The organism is Gelidibacter sp. (assembly GCF_035577925.1).
Classification (GTDB): domain Bacteria; phylum Bacteroidota; class Bacteroidia; order Flavobacteriales; family Flavobacteriaceae; genus Gelidibacter.
The window spans coordinates 1-17,456 of sequence record NZ_DATJCY010000079.1 but is presented as its reverse complement, the minus strand read 5'-3'; the positions used below and the strand labels follow the sequence as shown (position 1 = coordinate 17,456).

Annotated in this window: 16 protein-coding genes; 4 read left to right on the top strand and 12 right to left on the bottom strand. The window is 36.7% G+C overall.

Features of this window, described 5'->3' with window-relative positions:
- Positions 1-117: 117 nt before the first annotated feature.
- Entirely contained in the window at positions 118-2,118 is a 2,001-nt protein-coding gene (locus VNJ50_RS02770; RefSeq protein ID WP_325578839.1) for a TonB-dependent receptor plug domain-containing protein, read from the top strand.
- Between the two features lie 58 nt (positions 2,119-2,176).
- Here VNJ50_RS02770 and VNJ50_RS02765 read toward each other — a convergent pair whose 3' ends face one another.
- The 12 genes from VNJ50_RS02765 to VNJ50_RS02710 form a co-directional block, all read right to left on the bottom strand.
- The gene (locus VNJ50_RS02765; RefSeq protein WP_325578837.1) at positions 2,177-2,638 is read right to left on the bottom strand and encodes a hemerythrin domain-containing protein; all 462 of its coding nucleotides are present in this window, start codon (positions 2,636-2,638) and stop codon (positions 2,177-2,179) included.
- A complete protein-coding gene (locus VNJ50_RS02760; protein ID WP_325578835.1) occupies positions 2,610-3,836 on the bottom strand; it encodes a hypothetical protein in 1,227 nt (408 codons plus the stop codon). Before VNJ50_RS02760 ends, VNJ50_RS02765 begins: the two co-directional genes overlap by 29 nt.
- A gap of 300 nt (positions 3,837-4,136) precedes the next feature.
- Positions 4,137-4,868 carry an iron-sulfur cluster repair di-iron protein gene (gene ric / locus VNJ50_RS02755; RefSeq protein WP_325578833.1) on the bottom strand — a complete coding sequence of 244 codons (732 nt, stop codon included), beginning with the start codon at positions 4,866-4,868 and terminating at the stop codon, positions 4,137-4,139.
- A 101-nt stretch (positions 4,869-4,969) separates the two neighbouring features.
- A complete protein-coding gene (locus VNJ50_RS02750; protein WP_325578831.1) occupies positions 4,970-5,404 on the bottom strand; it encodes an Rrf2 family transcriptional regulator in 435 nt (144 codons plus the stop codon).
- A gap of 99 nt (positions 5,405-5,503) precedes the next feature.
- On the bottom strand, positions 5,504-6,202 hold the full coding sequence (locus VNJ50_RS02745) for a sulfite exporter TauE/SafE family protein (RefSeq protein ID WP_325578829.1): 699 nt from the start codon (positions 6,200-6,202) through the stop codon (positions 5,504-5,506).
- Entirely contained in the window at positions 6,203-6,682 is a 480-nt protein-coding gene (locus VNJ50_RS02740) for a FixH family protein (protein ID WP_325578827.1), read from the bottom strand.
- A 101-nt stretch (positions 6,683-6,783) separates the two neighbouring features.
- Positions 6,784-8,208, bottom strand: a complete 1,425-nt coding sequence (gene ccoG / locus VNJ50_RS02735; RefSeq protein WP_325578825.1) for a cytochrome c oxidase accessory protein CcoG — start codon at positions 8,206-8,208, stop codon at positions 6,784-6,786.
- A gap of 97 nt (positions 8,209-8,305) precedes the next feature.
- Positions 8,306-9,184, bottom strand: coding sequence for a cbb3-type cytochrome c oxidase N-terminal domain-containing protein (locus tag VNJ50_RS02730; RefSeq protein WP_325578823.1), 879 nt, complete (start codon positions 9,182-9,184; stop codon positions 8,306-8,308).
- Positions 9,181-9,366 (bottom strand): CcoQ/FixQ family Cbb3-type cytochrome c oxidase assembly chaperone, encoded by a 186-nt coding sequence (locus VNJ50_RS02725; protein WP_325578821.1) that lies wholly within the window; start codon positions 9,364-9,366, stop codon positions 9,181-9,183. The genes VNJ50_RS02730 and VNJ50_RS02725 overlap by 4 nt, the downstream gene beginning before the upstream one ends.
- Before the next feature lie 5 nt (positions 9,367-9,371).
- Positions 9,372-11,555: a cytochrome-c oxidase, cbb3-type subunit I gene (gene ccoN / locus VNJ50_RS02720; RefSeq protein ID WP_325578819.1), complete on the bottom strand. Its 2,184-nt coding sequence runs from the start codon at positions 11,553-11,555 to the stop codon at positions 9,372-9,374.
- A 10-nt stretch (positions 11,556-11,565) separates the two neighbouring features.
- Entirely contained in the window at positions 11,566-11,760 is a 195-nt protein-coding gene (gene ccoS, locus VNJ50_RS02715; RefSeq protein WP_325578817.1) for a cbb3-type cytochrome oxidase assembly protein CcoS, read from the bottom strand.
- Between the two features lie 127 nt (positions 11,761-11,887).
- Entirely contained in the window at positions 11,888-14,263 is a 2,376-nt protein-coding gene (locus VNJ50_RS02710; protein WP_325578815.1) for a heavy metal translocating P-type ATPase, read from the bottom strand.
- A 146-nt stretch (positions 14,264-14,409) separates the two neighbouring features.
- On the opposite strand from VNJ50_RS02710, the gene VNJ50_RS02705 reads away from it, so the two are divergent.
- The 3 genes from VNJ50_RS02705 to VNJ50_RS02695 all read left to right on the top strand — a co-directional run.
- A complete protein-coding gene (locus VNJ50_RS02705; protein WP_325578813.1) occupies positions 14,410-15,045 on the top strand; it encodes a Crp/Fnr family transcriptional regulator in 636 nt (211 codons plus the stop codon).
- A gap of 216 nt (positions 15,046-15,261) precedes the next feature.
- The gene (locus tag VNJ50_RS02700; protein ID WP_325578811.1) at positions 15,262-16,392 is read left to right on the top strand and encodes a vWA domain-containing protein; all 1,131 of its coding nucleotides are present in this window, start codon (positions 15,262-15,264) and stop codon (positions 16,390-16,392) included.
- A 71-nt stretch (positions 16,393-16,463) separates the two neighbouring features.
- Positions 16,464-17,456 (top strand): magnesium chelatase (locus tag VNJ50_RS02695; RefSeq protein ID WP_325578809.1); only part of this gene is annotated, 993 nt, incomplete at its 3' end.

The window sequence follows — 17,456 nt, the reverse complement described above, 5'->3', positions numbered from 1 at the left end:
CAACCGTTTAATTTTCTGTCAATTCCTAAACTATGGAAGAGCGCAGTTGAAAATATTTTGGGCAAATCTCAGATTATTTCGACTGTGCTCACTCTGACAGATTTAATAATATAACCAATGAAACAGTTCATTATAGGTGCTTTTTGCTTTTTTTTAAGTGGAATTGTTTATTCCCAAGAAAAATCTATTCAAATTGAAAAGGATACCACTAAGCTTGATGAAATTACCATTGTTGGCCGACGTAAATTAAGTAATTACCGTCAAGAAAAAACCTTGTCGAGTATTGATGATTATTTAGAAAAATCCAATAAAATTACCATGATCAAACGTGGCAATTATGCGTGGGAACCTTCCATGAACAATATGAATAGCGAACGATTGAATGTGACCATTGATGGTATGCAGATTTTTGGCGCTTGTACCGATAAGATGGATCCGATAACCTCTTATGTTGATGTGTCCAACTTGCAAAAGGTAAGTGTGGGTTCAGGACAATCGGGTTCAGAAAATGGCCATACCATTGGTGGTGGTATCGATCTTAAATTGTCAAATTCCAAATATTTACAAACTGGTCTTAAAACGAGTGTTGATTTAGGTTATGAAACCAATGGCAATTATAGGGTAGGTGGTTTGGACATGGAATATTCTGGCAACAAGTTTTATATAAAAGCTGATGGTATTTATCGTAAATCGGATAATTATGATGCCGGAAACAAACAGGAAGTATTGTATTCACAATTTCAGAAATATAATATTTCAGTGCAAAGTGGATTCAAATTTAACGATCAGCATTCCTTGGATGGCAATATTATTTTTGATAAAGCAACGGATGTTGGTTATCCTGGATTAACCATGGATGTTTCGCTTGCCAAAGCACTTATTACCTCGGTGACCCATCAATATAAAAATGATTCGACCTTTGTTAAAAGTTTGGAATCCAAAGTGTATTTCAATACCATAACCCACGTTATGGATGACACAAAACGGCCAATTGTGCCCATTCGTATGGATATGCCGGGCTGGAGTGATACTTTCGGATTCTATTCAAAAGCAATGGCAAAGAAGGATAAACATGATTTTACACTGAATGTCAATGGGTTTTATAATAAATCGCTTGCCGAAATGACCATGTATCCCAATGATCCTAATGAATCGGATATGTTTATGTACACCTGGCCAGATCTCAGAACACTCTATTCAGGGGTTTATGCTAAGGATATTTATACTTTTAATGAAAATGAAACACTTACTACTTCTGCACGATTGGGTTTTCATCAAAATAAAATTGCTCTTCTGACAGGTTTGGAAAGTTTTCAAATTTTTTATCCTGAAATTGAAGCTACAAAAAATAGGTTTTTATCGAGTTTTAATGCCAATTATCAACTTCGACATAATAAATATGATATCAATTTTGGTTTTGGATATGGACAAAGAGCACCTTCAGTAAGTGAGGGGTATGGTTTTTTCTTGTTCAATAGTTTTGATAATTATGATTATATCGGAAATCCGACTTTAAAGAATGAAAAATCATTTGAAACTAATGTTAAGGCCAATTACCATAGTGGCAATTTTCATATAGGAATGGAAACCTCCTATTTTTATGTTATGGATTATATTATTGGAACAATAGATGAAACATTGCGTCCCATGACGATTGGTGCCAATGGTGTACGCGTTTATGATGCGCTTTCCTATGCACGTATTTTTGACGTCTATCTCAATACGTCTTATAAGCTTTCAAACGCTTTGTCGGTTAATGCTACGCTTGGTTATAATTATGGAAAAGGCAGTAATAGTGAGAATTTACCATTGATAAAACCGTTTTCATATTTGGCAGAAATAAGTTATTCTATACCAAAATTCAATGTAGCTGTTCAATTGGAGGGCAATGGTAATCAGAGTCAATATGGCAGTTTTTATGGTGAAGATGAAACACCATCATATGCTGTGTTAAATGTAAATCTTGGAAATGAGTTGAACATTTCCAATCATCGATTGGTTTTTAAATATGGTATAGAAAATATTTTGGATACTAATTATTCAAGTTTTGCCGATTGGAACAATATTTCGAGAAAAGGACGTAATTTTTATATCAATACGTCATTTATTCTATATTAAGTAATAGGATTTTATGAAGTAAATTTAAGTAATGTTAGCCATGAAATGCGTTCAATGGTTATTTCCAGAATTCGTCCTCCAAATTGTCATCAAACAGATGGTCGCCATGAACGTTTTCTATGAGTGCCAATTGCTCATCAGTAGCATTTTTTTGAATTTCGGGAAAAAGAATACGCTCCTCAAAACGAATGTGTTGTTCTAGTTCTTCCTCAATTTTATGCAAGGATTTTTCAATGTTTTTGGTGTCTGCAAATAAACGTGTCAAACGACGGTGTTCGGCCAAGGCACGTTTTATCAGTTCGTGATCTGAATCTAAAAGTGGAAATATGTATTTTTCTTCAAGTTCAAAATGTGGCACCAATTGATTTATAAAAAACCAATCGGCATAAGTTTTAATGCGCTCTAATTCAATGTTTTTACTGAGGCCACTTCTAATTTTCCATGACAGTAATAATCCATGGTGGTGTTCTCTACTAAAAGGTTGAAGTGCTTTATGTCGTTTTAAAGGTTTTTGTGTCATGATTTAAATAAGATAAAAATATAAGTAAAACGCCCAAAGGCAGGAGAATGCTGAATAAAAATAAGAGCATATAGTAATTAGGAATTATTCCGATACCTAAGTAATAAGCAAAACCTTGAACGACAAGAATAAGTTCGGTGGCTAAAAAACCAATCGTAAAACTATAAATTCCAATGGCTAACATCTTGTTTTTTAAAGTAGGTAAGGTCGATTCCAAAAGAAATGCGAATAAGAATCCTGTAATAAGACCTAGCATGACCAGATGGATAAAACCAATGACAAAATTATGGTATTGGAACGCCATTCTTGATACTTCAGGGATGATGGTGCTCGATTGCAATACAATTTTTAAAATGAAAGAAATAAGTGCAATCCCATATGCCCATTTGGTCAACGGCATTGAGTTTTTCCAAAATTTTGACCAATGCGGGCGTAACAATTGTATAAAATAATAGCCTGCCACCAATTGCAGTATGACACCTGCCGAATTAATCCAAGACATGGATGGGTGAGGAGCAAACCAATTGACGGGTAGCGCAAATGTTAATACTGTTGCTCCAATTAAAGTTTTGAAGAAAATATTGAAATCTTTTGGATTTTGAATAGGAAAATGTCGTAAAAACAATGCCAAAACAGCAAATAAAAACCATCCATTAAACTGGAAGTGCAAAAATAATTGGATTGATATTTGAAAAAATGCCGATTCGATTCCCAACATGGCCGCTGCAGGGCCTAATAGCCAAATGCCCATGGTGGAAATGAACATGAATATTAAAGCTGCTTTAAGTAATAATTGGATTGGCTTGGATTCTATTTTATGGTTTCTCCAGATCAATATGATAAAATAATAACTACAAATAATGTGCAAAGTTGAAAAACTTATAGAAACGGCAGCGTAGCCTTGAAAAGGAAAACTGAGCATCATACCAATTACTGCAATTTCGGTTAGCCAAAATAAGCGGTTGTAAATAGGTTTTTTTTCAGGAATAAAATAATGTACTATAAAAAGGTATAGCATAAGATATACCCAACCAAGTACGGCACCATGCGAATGCGCATGCATAACATTTCTAAATTGAAGGGGAACCGGTTTTATGTACTCATGGAGCGGTAGTGCAAAAGCGTATCGTAACATCAACCCCATAAGGGAGGCGATCAAAAAATTGATAAGACATACGAGAAGGAGTTTTTTTTGCATTTATGTTGAGTTTACTAACCTAATGACAAATTTAAAAAATTAACAGTCAAATAATAGTCGCGATGTAAAAGAAGGTAGTGAGGAAGTACAAAGAAAGTTTATCACATATTTTTTTAGCAATGACAGTAGTTAAATCTTGGTGATAATGAGCTAAAGATTGGTGTTGATTTATCTTTAAAAAGAACACTTCCCAAAATCATCTAACTTTTATCTTGTATTGCTCTTTGTAAAAAGATCTAAATACAATTCAAGTTGTGGATAACGAATGGGAAGTGTCACTTCAACAATCAAAACAAAATATTAGTGAAGCGTTTTTTCTAATTTAATCGCTTCCGGAAACAGTATGTTATTTTCTAAATGGATATGAAGGTGTAAATCCTTTTCAAACTCTTCTAACATTGCAAAAGTGACTCTGTATGTATTACAGGCATCAGCTGGAGGCGTGTAGTTGTCGGTCAATTCTACAATTTTTCTAAAGCGATCACCTTCAGCCTCGTGATCATGTTTCATTAGGGCAATTGGATTTTCAACGGTTGCAAATTGTGGCGATGCAATGCTCGTACCTTCCATTTTTGCTTTAACCATGCGTTTAATGAAAGGGAAGAGGATGAGTTCTTCTTTTTTCATGTGCGCTGCCATATCTTTTGCACAACCTATAAAAAGTGTTGTTATTTCTAAAAGCTCTGGATGTCTTTGTCCATGTACTTTGCATAGCTTATCCAGAAATTGGCGTAAAACCGGTGTTTTTTCTTCCACATAGCGGTGGTGTTTCTTTTCTATATATTCTGCCAATAAATCTAGTGGCCACGATCTGTAATCAATAGATTGTTCGGTGCTTGATGATTGGACTTGATGGAGTTTGCCCAACAACTCATCTATTTCTATATTGTTTTTGGTGCAGACTTCTTCAATTGATCTTTCCCCTTTGCAACAAAAATCAATACCATAACTTGAAAATACTGCAGCTGTTCTGAAATCTTCGGCTACAAACTGACCGATGTGTTTTTGTGAATCCTTATGTAATGTTTCCATAAAATTTATCCCGTCCTTTTTTAATTAAGGTTTTTTTGGGTCATTATTAAATTAGACAATAGTTATTTCGGACATTTTTATCCTATTTAAGATCAAATTTTTTATATTTTTAAGAATGAAGCTCCAGATTTAATGTCCAAAGCCAATTGTTCAAGATTTGTATGTTCCAACATATATCTCAATTCGTTTCTAATGTTTTTAAACTGATCGTGCACCGGACAAGGATGATTAGCATCGCACACATCCAATCCCAATCCACAGCCTTGATAAATGCTATCACCATCAATAGCGTTTACAATTTGTGAGAGCTTGATGGATGAAATTTTTTCTTTCTCAATTTCAAAGCCGCCATATGCTCCTTTTACAGAATTAATCAGTTTGTTTCTTACTAAGTCTTGCAAAATTTTTGCTGTAAAGGCCTCTGGAGAATTAATCTCTTTAGCAATTTCCTTCAGGCTAACGCGTACACCATCATAAGAATTTGCAGCTATATAGATTGATGCTTTAATACCGTATTCGCAAGCTTTAGAGAACATATGATTAAATTTAGTTAGACAAATATAAGTGAATATTCTAATTAGGACAAAATTATCCGTATTAAAATAAGTTATGTTTTTGTTAAAATTAATAGTTGTTTAGCAATCTATCACTCCTGTTGCCATTTCTACAACAGGTTCTGGGGAAAGATACGGAATTCCTAGTCCCATTCCTCTTAAAATAAATAATAATCCAATTATTATGACAAATATTGGGATGGCTTTTTGAATGCGCTGCTTTACGGTAGCATTTAAGAACTTACCGAGGTAGATGGCTGTGGTCATCAAAGGAATGGTGCCAATGCCAAATAATACCATATACAGACTACTTTTAAAAGCACTGCCCATGGCTAAAGACGCAAAAACGGCCATGTAAACAAGACCACATGGAAGGAAACCATTAAGAAACCCGATGGTTAAAAAAGTATCGGGTGTTTTTTTTTTCAAAGCTTGCCCTAAAGATGATTTTACTTTAGAAATGATTTTGTAAATAGGTTTTGAAAAGTTGTATTTATTAAAAATCTTTGTAGGAATTAGTACAACGGCAATCATTAAAATGCCCATTGTGATGGAAAGTTGTTGTTGCAGACCAAAAATATATAGGCCTTTTCCAACAACGCCAAAAACCAATCCAATCATGCTGTAGGCTACCAGTCGTCCAAAGTGGTAGGTAAAAATCTGGATTAATTTTCTGGAAGTATTGCTTCGATCCACTGGAAGCATAAAAGCTATTGGGCCACACATGCCTACGCAATGAAAACTTCCCAAAAGGCCAAATATGATAGCAGACCAAAGCATTTAATAGACTATTTCTTTTTTGTAGACAAATGAATTTCCTTTATATTGCCAATCTACTTTTATGTTCCAGCGACCATCTAACAAACGTTTGTCAGGTATGAGCAAATTATGTTCAGACAATGAAATGGAACTTTCAAAGTCTAGTTGTTTATTAGATGGTCTATAAAGGAACACGTTACCGGTAATGCCCGATGGCTCCATATCTTCCGGAAAGGTAAGGACCAATCCTTCTTCGGTACGTTGCCATGTTATATTATGTTTTAACGCTTGTGCATTTTTTAATTTTGTAAGGTCATTTTGAAATTCTAATTCCTGACCATAATAGTCTTCAGTTACAAGGTCAGATTCAATCTTTTTATTGGTACTCATACTAATGACAAAGTACAGTATAAAAGATATAAAACTTATAAACGCTAATACGATTCCAGTTCCCCAATTAAATTTCATAATATCCCATTCCCGCAATGCGGGAATCTCCATTTTTTAGTTTATTAAATTCCTGTACATTCAGAAATTTCATCAATCTTTATTAATTCTCAACTTTTTCCGAGAGCTATCGGAAGCAACTTTAAGGTTATTGGTTAATTATAACTTCTTGGTCCTAAAAAGTTGACTGTAGTGGTTTCAATTAAATTGTCGCCACTATACACTTCAATCATTAATTTATTCTTGTCACCACTCAATTCTTTTTGTGGCAATTCAATAAACAAGGTGCCTTCTGCAAGGCCTTGGGCAGGTACTATGAATGTTTTTTCACTAGAAACCATTTTAATCTCGCCATTGTTTTTTCGAAGTTTAAAGCTTACTTCTTCAATATCATTGGTGGTTTTGTTGATCAATTTATAAGTAAATACATTGCTGATGATGTTGTTGTCCTTGTGCTCGTACAATTGTCCTGGCAATCTTAAAATTCGGGCTTCAACATCATTTCTCAGTAAGAGCATACCCAACAAAATTCCTGTTAGGATAATTAATACCGCACTGTAGCCTTTAAGTCTTGGTGTAAATTCAAACTTTTTCTTAAGTTCAATATTTTCTTCGCTTGCATATCGGATCAAACCTTTTGGCAAATTGATACTTTCCATAATATGGTCGCACTCATCAATACATGCGGTACAATTGACACATTCCAATTGGGTGCCGTTGCGAATGTCAATTCCTGTTGGACAAACATTGACACATTGAAAACAATCAATACAATCGCCAAAACCTAGTGCTTGACGGTCTTCACCTTTTCGAAATTTTTTTCTGCCATTTTCACCTTCGCCACGTTTATGATCGTAAGCTACTACGATAGATTTATTGTCGAGCAATACCCCTTGAAGTCGGCCATAAGGACAGGCAATAATGCATACTTGTTCTCTAAACCATGCAAATACAAAGTAAAACACAGCCGTAAAAATCAACAATGGAAAGAACGTGCCTAAATGGTCGAATGGACCGTCTAAAACATATTGGATAACTTTATCTGAGCCAATGAGATAAGCTAAAAAAACATTGGCAATGATGAATGAAATTAACAAGAAAACGGACCATTTTAATGCTCTTTTTCTAATTTTCTCGGCATTCCATTCTTGTCTGTCCAAACGCATTTGGGCCCCACGATCGCCATCAATCCAATATTCGATGCGCCTGAATACCATTTCCATGAAAATGGTTTGCGGACAAATCCATCCGCAGAAAATTCGTCCAAAGGCAACTGTAAAAAGGGCGATAAAAATAACGCCAATGAGCATTGAAAGAACGAAAAGATAAAAATCTTGGGGCCAAAAAGGAAATCCGAAGATATTAAAGCGTCGTTCTAAGATGTTAAACATCAAAAACTGATTGCCATTGATCTTAACAAACGGTGCCAACAAGAAAAATGCCAATAGTACATAGCTTACCCATTTACGGTAATCGTAGAATTTGCCACTTGGTTTTTTTGGAAATACCCATTTACGCGAACCGTCTTCGGTAAGTGTTCCTATGGTATCTCTAAAGCTTTCGTTGTCTGGTGTTGTCACAATTTTGTGTTTTTCGATCTATCCTTGGGATTAGTTCAGTTTTTTATAAAGAGAAATCTTATGATTGAAATCTTTTTTTGAAAGGTTTTTATTGTTTTCAGTTATCTACCCAGATATCGCCTTCAGCTTCTTTTGGTTTCTCTGGAGTTGTTCCTTCAAAGGTCAAGATATAACTGGATACTTGAGCCATTTCAATTGGCTTTAACATTTGTTTCCAGGCAATCATTCCTTTTCCACTTCGTCCACCTTCACTTACGGTATGGAAAATATTTTTGATACCCCCACCCAAAATCCAATGTTGGTCGGTTAAGTTTGGTCCAATACCGCCACCACCATCAGCCATGTGGCAAGCCACGCAATTGGCTTCATAAATAGCTTTACCTTTGGCCAAGTCGGCGGGATCGGTCAGGGCTGTTACAGATTCAAAATCGACCAGATCTTTTGCATTCTTTTTGTATTCTTCCAATTCAAGTTTGGCAAGTTCTAAAGTTGTTTCCAATTCGTCATATTGGTTGTCGCCATTAAAAACGTGGTAACGTGCCAAGTAGACAAATGCAAAAACAATAGAAGCATAAAAACCATAACGCCACCATGGTGGAAGATCGTTATCCAGTTCTTTGATGCCGTCATATTCGTGATCAAGAATAATCTCCCCTTCTTTTTCAATAGGTTTGGATCCCAGCATTTTGACATATGTTTTCTTGATCCAAGCGTTGATTTTTGAGCTTGAGTTTTTTGAAGCTAAGTATTTGGCTTTTGCAGTTTCATCCAAGCTTTGGAACATGATGTTTTCTAGGGTAACAATAATTGCTTCTATCGCTATGATCAGCAATAATACCAAAGCTAGAAATAAGAGGATCATGGGGTTGTTCATAAACGCTGGTTCATGGCCGTTGCCCACAAAAAATTCGATAAGTCCCCAGATGATAAAGAATATCAGAGGTACTCTGACATATGATGGAATTAAATTTCTCATAATTGTGTGTCGTTTTGGTTGTCTAAAGGAATTTCGCTCATTCTATCGATATAGTCTTTTTTGGCGGTAAATACCCACCAGAATAGGGCTACAAAAAAAATGAAAAAGATGAGCAAGGAGATGATCGGGTATATTTCTATACCCGATATGCTGTCCATATGGTTTTTTACAAATTTTAACATAATCGTTAGTTTTGCGTCGTTTGTAGATCTTGTACTTTAATATCTGTGCCAAGTCGTTGTAAATAGGCAATCATGGCTACAATTTCTCGGTTTCGCATTTCAACAAAATTATCACCACCACTTTTCTTGTCATTTTCGTAAGATTCTACGAAATCAGGATCAGAATAAAGGTTTTCTTCAATTTTGGTGCCCTGCTCGAGCATACTTTGCTGTGCATTGGCAATATCTTCTTCCGTATAAGGTACACCTAAGGTAACCATGGTTTTCATTTTAGTTTCGGTATGGGATTTATCCAATTCGGAAGTAATGAGCCATTTATAACCTGGCATAATAGATCCGGATGATGTACTTTGTGGATCATACATGTGGTTAAAGTGCCAGCTGTCAGAATATTTTCCACCAATTCGGTGTAAATCCGGACCTGTACGTTTACTTCCCCAAAGGAATGGATGGTCGTAAACAAATTCGCCAGCTTTAGAAAATTCACCATAACGTTCTACTTCATCTCTAAATGGTCTTACCATTTGCGAGTGGCAACCCACACAACCTTCACGAATATATAAATCTCTACCTTCTAGTTCTAGAGGAGTATAAGGTTTTACGCTTGTTATGGTTGGAATATTCGATTTTACCATGATGGTTGGTACAATCTGTACAATACCTCCAATAAGGATGGCAATCGTTGCACCAATAGTTAACTGAACCGGTCTGCGCTCCAACCAGCTGTGCCAGTGTTCGCCAGCAATACGTCGTTTTGAAACACGTTGCAGAGCAGGTGCTTCGGCCAATTCGTCGGTTACAGCGCTACCTTGTCTTACGGTTTGGTAAACGTTATAGACCATCACCAAAATACCTATAATAAATAGTGTACCTCCTATAGCACGCATCCAGTACATTGGCATGATTTCCGTAACTGTTTCTAGGAAGTTACCATAAACGAGTGATCCGTCTGGATTAAACTGTTTCCACATACTTGCTTGTGTAAAACCGGCAACATATAATGGTAGGGCATACATGATGATTCCTAAAGTACCAATCCAGAAATGGAAATTGGCCAAACCAACAGAATATAATTTTGATTTTGTTAAGCGTGGCATTAACCAGTAGATCATACCAAATGCCAAGAATCCGTTCCAAGCTAAGGCTCCTACGTGTACGTGCGCAATAATCCAGTCGGTAAAATGCGCAATGGCGTTAACGTTTTTCAATGATAACATTGGACCTTCAAAAGTGGCCATTCCGTATCCGGTAATAGCAACGACCATGAACTTTAAAACAGGGTCGGTCCTAACTTTGTCCCAAGCACCACGTAGTGTTAAAAGTCCGTTGATCATCCCTCCCCAAGACGGCATCAATAACATTACCGAAAATGCAACACCTAAGTTTTGTGCCCATTCTGGTAGTGCCGTATATAATAAGTGGTGCGGTCCTGCCCAGATATAAATAAATATCAAGGACCAAAAGTGAACGATGGAAAGTCGATACGAATAAACAGGACGGTTTGCAGCTTTAGGGACAAAATAATACATCAAACCTAAAAATGGCGTTGTTAAGAAAAACGCCACCGCATTATGGCCGTACCACCATTGTACCAAGGCATCTTGGACACCGGCATACACCGAATAACTTTTAAATGCATTTACTGGCAATGCCAAACTATTAAAAATATGAAGGACGGCAACGGTAACAAAAGTCGCAAGGTAAAACCAAATGGCCACATAAAGATGGCGTTGTCTTCGTACCAGCATCGTAGCGATGAGGTTCCAACCAAAAACAACCCATACAATAGCAATCATAAGGTCAATAGGCCACTCCAATTCAGCATATTCTTTTGACGTTGAAAGCCCTAGTGGAAGCGTAATTGCAGCAGCAACAATAATTAATTGCCAACCCCAAAAGTTGATGTTGCTCAAGGTGTCGCTGTACATTCTGGCCTTAAGTAATCGTTGTGTGGAATAATACACCCCTGCAAAGATGGCGTTACCCACAAAGGCAAAAATAACGGCATTGGTATGTAACGGTCTCAACCTTCCAAAACTCAACCAGGAAATACCATCGGTAAGGTTTGGGAAAAGAAACAGAAAGGCTAAAAATAGCCCAACAACCATGCCTATTACACCCCAAAACAAGGTGGCGTAAACGAATTTTTTGACGATTTTGTTATCGTAATAAAATTGCTGCATTTCCATAATAAAAAAATTAATCTTGATTAGTTAGTTTTGATGTTTTTGTCGTTTTAGATTTTTCTGACACTAATTCATCTTCAAAAAGCATACGTACCGATGGGGTATAGCTATCGTCATATTGTCCGTTTCTCACAGCAAAAACAAAAGCTGCGAAAAAAACAATAGCTACTAATATACTAAGACTTAGTAATAAATATATAACACTCATACCTAATTGAAGTTATGGTTCAAAAATACGTTTGGCACTTTTATTATTATATGACATTTGTCATGTTTTTTCGTTTTCCGTACTAATAAGAATCGTTCTAAATTATATAAAATCATATTAAGAATACTCATTTTATCCGTCGTGAGACCCAATTTGTAGCAATCGTCGTAAAAACCACAATGCTAATAGAACTCAAAGGCATCAGAATTGCTGCAACTACGGGTTCTAAGTGTCCAGTTATGGCAAAAGATACGCCAATTATATTATACATAAAAGAAAGTACGAAGCTCCATTTTACAATTTTAATGGCCGACTTCGATAATTTCATGAAATCACTTAAACTATTGAGCTTTTCGGCATCCAAAATAGCATCACAAGCTGGCGAAAAAACATTGACGTTTTCTGAAATTGCAATACCCACATTACTTTGTGCCAAAGCTCCCGCATCATTAAGTCCGTCGCCAATCATCAACACTTTGGCACCTTCGGTTTGATGATGTTTGATATACTCTAATTTATCATCCGGTTTTTGATTGAAAAGCAATTTTGTTCGTGCAGGGAGCAATTTTCTTAAATTTTCCATTTCGCCTTCATTGTCTCCCGAAAGGATGGCAAGGTCATAATGCTTTTTAAGTTTATTAAACAACTGCGATAAACCGCTCCTGTAGCTGTTGTAAAAAGTGAATTTCCCTTTGTACGAATTGTTGGTGCTAATGTGGACCGAAGTATTTAAAACAGCAACCTCATTAGTTTTTCCTACAAATGTTGCCGATCCAATTTTGATGCTATCTTGTTGGTGCACCCCTTCAATGCCCAGTCCCAAATGCTCTTCAAATTCGTCGAGTGTAATGATGTCGTTTTCATCCAGCAGGTCATACAATGTTCTGCTTAAAGGATGGTTGGAGCCTCTTAAGGTGTTTTTTAGTAAAATTTCTTCGGATTGAGAAAGTGTATTTCCTTCATAAGTGGCCGTGCTCTTTTTGTTGGAGGTAATGGTTCCGGTTTTGTCAAAAATAATCGTATCAATGGCAGCCAATTGCTCAATGACCGTTGCATTTTTTAGATAAAATTTATGTCTCCCAAAGATGCGAAGCATGTTGCCCAGTGTAAAAGGGGCTGCCAAAGCAATCGCACAAGGACAGGCAATAATTAAAACCGAAGTAAAAACATTCATGGCTTTGCTCGAATCTACAAACAGCCAAAATGCTGTAGAAATAAAAGCAATGCTTAAGATAACAATCGTAAAGCGTTTACTGATTAAATTGGTCAATGTCGTAAAACTGTCTTCTTTAACTTTATTAAACACGTCATTGCTCCATAGTTGTGTCAAGTAACTTTGTTCAACACTCTTTAAAGCTTCCATTTCAATGCTTCCGGAGCATTGTTTGCCACCAGCAAACAGTTTATCTCCCGATATTTTACTCAGGGGTTCAGATTCTCCAGTCACAAAACTATAGTCTATCCGTGCTTTTCCTTTAATGAGAATGCCATCAACAGGGATCAATTCTTCGTTTCTAATCAGTAATCGATCGCCTTTTTTGATGTCATAAACCTGAATGGGATGTTCGGTTTGATCCGCTGATATTTTGGTGATTGCAATAGGGAAATAAGATTTGTAGTCGCGTTCAAAAGATAAAAACGAATAAGTTCTTTGTTGAAAAAATTTTCCTAGTAACAAGAAAAACAGTAATCCGGTTAAGCTATCAAAAAACCCAGAACCATGATCAAATATAATGTCAAATGTGCTTCGTAGAAATAAGACGATAATTCCCAATGCAAGTGGCACGTCAATATTCAAGGTTTTGGCACGCAGTCCTTTGTACGCTGAAATGTAATAATCTTGTGAGGAATAAAACACGACTGGCAGTGAAAACGCAAACATCAACCATCTAAAAAAATGTTTGTACTGTTCCAGCCAATATTCGCCAACGTCAAAATATTCAGGAAAAGAAAGGAACATGACATTTCCAAAGGCAAAGCCGGCGATGGCCAATTTATAGATCAACGACCTGTTGACATGCGATTTTCCGGTCGAAAAATCTTCCAAACTGATGTAAGGTTCATAGCCGATGGAGCTTAGCAGAATGACAGTTTCCTTTAAACTGTAGTCCTGTGAATTGAATTGCACTCGAACGGTTTTTTTACCAAAATCAACTTGCGAGGATGAGATATGTGCGTTTAGTTTATTGAGGTTCTCAAGAATCCATATGCAAGAACTACAATGTATTTGTGGAATATAAAGTGTGGCGATTTGCGATTTTCCATCGTCAAATTCAACCAATTTGTCAATGATTTTCTGTTGGGAAAGAAAGTCATATTTTCCTTGAATGTCTTTTGGAGTGGTTCCTGGTGCCGATTGAAGATCATAATAGCAAGTCAGGTCATTCTCTGAAAATATTTCGTAAACCGTTTTACAACCTTGACAGCAAAATGATTTGTCGTCATATAAAATTTCAGACGACCCCACTGCATCTCCGCAATGAAAACAAGTTGATGATTTCATAAATATGCTCTAAATATACCCGGGTGCAAAGGTACTAAATGAATGTGGCCCAAACTATGATATTTGTCATGTTTTCTGTACTTTTGCAAGTCAATATTTAAGGTATGGCAAGATGTGAACAATGTATTGCACGTCAGTTGAATTCAATGAAGACTTTAACCAAGGAGGAACTCCGAAAAGTTACGGTTTGCAAGAGAACCTTGTACTATAAAAAAGGTGATGTCATTTTTAATGAAAATGAAATGTTGAATGGGGTGTATTGTGTTAGGGAAGGAATTTGTAAAATGAGCAAACTCAGTGCCAACGGCAAGGATCATACGGTTAAATTAATGGGAAAGGGCAATTTAATTGGTCAGCGCTCAATTATTAGTGGCGAACGCACCCATTTAAGCGCTGTGGCCGTAAATGATATAGAACTCTGTTTTATACCTAAAGATCAAATTTTAAACAGTATAAAATCCAATCAGGAATTTTCGTTTGATGTGCTACAAAATTTAGCACAAGATTTACGCGAAGCGGAAGACGGTTTGATCAACATGGCACAAAAAACCGTAAGACAGCGGCTTGCTGAAACCTTGATTTATGTTGGCAAGACTTTTGGCGTTAACCACGACGGATTTTTATCAGCCAATTTACTGCGCGAAGATTATGCCAGTATTATCGGAACTGCCACCGAATCGACCATTAGGATTTTGTCCCAGTTTAAAAAAGAAGGATTGATCTCTACAAAAGGCAAAATGATTAGAATTGAAAGCGTGCATGAGTTGGAGCGGGTGCAGTAGGTGAATTTGATGTTTGGCCACTTACATAAAATAATTTTAAGTTCATAAAACGATAACTTTGTAATCTAATTTATTGATTTGGTTTTTTAAATCAATGATTATGTTCTTTTTGTTTTGGTGGTTTGTTTTAATGAGGTTAAGGTTGATGACGCAATTCATAAAATTGATGTTAATAGATTGAATGCGTCGCGCAAAAAGTTGTATTTTTATGACGCTATGACAAATAAAAACCCAAAACGAAAAGGTTTTATCTTCAAAACCTACGAAGCGCCGTTTCAATCGCCTTTTGACAAGCTTTTCGAGATTTTTAAGGAGTTGATTACTCATACTTCTGGCGATTTTGACGAGGCTATTGATTGGCTGCGCGAATTGGACAAGGAATATAAATTAACCACACCTGATTATACTATTGATGATTTTATTGAAGATCTTAAGCAGAAAGGTTATTTAAAGGAAGAAATCGATCCCGATGGAAAAGGAGGTCTTTCCATTACCGCAAAAACCGAACGTGCCATCAGACAACAGGCACTTGACCAGATTTTTGGACAAATTAAACGTAGCGGACAAGGCAATCACAAGAGTAAAAGTCCTGGTATTGGAGATGAACATACCGGCGATTTCAGGGAGTATCAGTTTGGCGATGCGTTAGATAAAGTGTCCATGACCCAAAGTTTGAAAAACGCCCAGATCAATCATGGCATTGGTGATTTTAAGTTGTCTGAAGATGATTTGGTAGTTGAGGAAACCTTACACAAATCACAAATGAGTACGGTTTTGATGATCGATATCAGCCATAGTATGATTTTATATGGAGAAGACCGGATCACTCCCGCAAAAAAAGTAGCCATGGCATTATCCGAACTGATCACCACGAGGTATCCTAAAGATACGTTAGATATTATTGTTTTTGGAAATGATGCCTGGCAAATAGAAATTAGGGATTTGCCATATCTTAAAGTAGGACCTTACCACACCAATACCGTTGCAGGACTGGAATTGGCCATGGATTTATTGCGAAGAAAGCGAAATACCAACAAGCAGATTTTTATGATTACCGATGGCAAACCCAGTTGTTTACGACTTCCGGACGGTCAATATTATAAGGACAGTGTAGGTTTAAATCCGTATATCATAAACAAGTGCTACGTTATGGCCCAGCAGGCGCGCCGTTTGCACATTCCGATTACGACGTTTATGATCGCACAAGATCCGTATTTAATGCAGTTTGTACGTGAATTTACCCAAGCCAATCAAGGAAAGGCATTTTATACCGGACTCAAAGGTTTGGGTGAAATGATTTTTGAAGATTATGAGACGAATCGAAAAAAGCGAATTAGGGGAAGTTAAATAGAAGTTAGATTATGGTTTTTTGGAGGTAGAAGTATGGAACTTCAAAAATAGAATTTAGGAAAGAAAACATGAAAATTGAAACTATAAAAACATTAGGCGCACTTAAAAGCGCAGGATATCAAAGCAAATCGATTAAAGACGAATTGCGTGATAATCTGATTCAAAAAATAAGGAATAAAGAAACCACTTTTGAAGGCGTTCATGGTTATGAAAACACGGTGATCCCAGAGTTGGAACGCGCTATTTTATCACGCCATAATATTAATTTGTTGGGATTGCGCGGACAGGCCAAAACCCGGTTAGCGCGGTTGATGCTCAATCTTTTGGATGACTATATTCCGGTAGTCGAAGGTTCGGAAATTAATGATGATCCGTTGCATCCAATTTCCAAATATGCTAAAGAATTAATCAGGGAAAAAGGTGACGAAACCCCTATTTATTGGTTGCACCGAAGTGAACGTTTTGCCGAAAAACTGGCCACACCCGACGTTACCGTCGCCGATCTTATAGGTGATGTGGATCCGATTAAAGCCGCAAATTTGAAATTGAGTTATGCCGATGATCGCGTCATACATTATGGGATGATTCCGCGCGCCAACCGCTGTATTTTTGTCATTAATGAATTGCCCGATTTACAGGCGAGAATTCAGGTGGCATTGTTCAATATCTTACAGGAAGGCGATATTCAAATTCGAGGATTTAAGTTGAGATTGCCCTTGGATATCCAGTTTCTATTTACGGCCAATCCTGAAGATTATACCAACAGGGGAAGTATTGTAACGCCCTTAAAAGACAGAATTGGATCCCAAATTTTAACGCATTATCCCATAGATATCGAAACCGCACGACTGATAACAGGGCAAGAGGCCAGAGTTGTTGAAAGTCAAAAACAGATGGTCAACGTTCCAGATTTGGCAAGAGATTTATTGGAACAAATCGTTTTTGAAGCTAGAGACAGCGATTATGTTGATGCCAAAAGTGGCGTGAGTGCCCGATTGAGCATTACCGCTTTAGAAAACTTATTGAGTACTGCCGAACGCCGTGCGCTAAAAGCTGGAGAT

Bases quoted from the DNA above. Each gene is read 5' to 3' on its own strand.
- VNJ50_RS02730 (WP_325578823.1), bottom strand. From the start codon at position 9,184: ATGAGAAATTTAATTCCATCATATGTCAGAGTACCTCTGATATTCTTT.
- VNJ50_RS02700 (WP_325578811.1), top strand. From the start codon at position 15,262: ATGACAAATAAAAACCCAAAACGAAAAGGTTTTATCTTCAAAACCTAC.
- VNJ50_RS02745 (WP_325578829.1), bottom strand. From the start codon at position 6,202: ATGCTTTGGTCTGCTATCATATTTGGCCTTTTGGGAAGTTTTCATTGC.
- ccoS (WP_325578817.1), bottom strand. From the start codon at position 11,760: ATGAGTGTTATATATTTATTACTAAGTCTTAGTATATTAGTAGCTATT.
- VNJ50_RS02710 (WP_325578815.1), bottom strand. From the start codon at position 14,263: ATGAAATCATCAACTTGTTTTCATTGCGGAGATGCAGTGGGGTCGTCT.
- VNJ50_RS02770 (WP_325578839.1), top strand. From the start codon at position 118: ATGAAACAGTTCATTATAGGTGCTTTTTGCTTTTTTTTAAGTGGAATT.
- ric (WP_325578833.1), bottom strand. From the start codon at position 4,868: ATGGAAACATTACATAAGGATTCACAAAAACACATCGGTCAGTTTGTA.
- VNJ50_RS02740 (WP_325578827.1), bottom strand. From the start codon at position 6,682: ATGGAGATTCCCGCATTGCGGGAATGGGATATTATGAAATTTAATTGG.
- VNJ50_RS02705 (WP_325578813.1), top strand. From the start codon at position 14,410: ATGAAGACTTTAACCAAGGAGGAACTCCGAAAAGTTACGGTTTGCAAG.
- VNJ50_RS02725 (WP_325578821.1), bottom strand. From the start codon at position 9,366: ATGTTAAAATTTGTAAAAAACCATATGGACAGCATATCGGGTATAGAA.
- VNJ50_RS02760 (WP_325578835.1), bottom strand. From the start codon at position 3,836: ATGCAAAAAAAACTCCTTCTCGTATGTCTTATCAATTTTTTGATCGCC.
- VNJ50_RS02750 (WP_325578831.1), bottom strand. From the start codon at position 5,404: ATGTTCTCTAAAGCTTGCGAATACGGTATTAAAGCATCAATCTATATA.
- ccoN (WP_325578819.1), bottom strand. From the start codon at position 11,555: ATGGAAATGCAGCAATTTTATTACGATAACAAAATCGTCAAAAAATTC.
- VNJ50_RS02765 (WP_325578837.1), bottom strand. From the start codon at position 2,638: ATGACACAAAAACCTTTAAAACGACATAAAGCACTTCAACCTTTTAGT.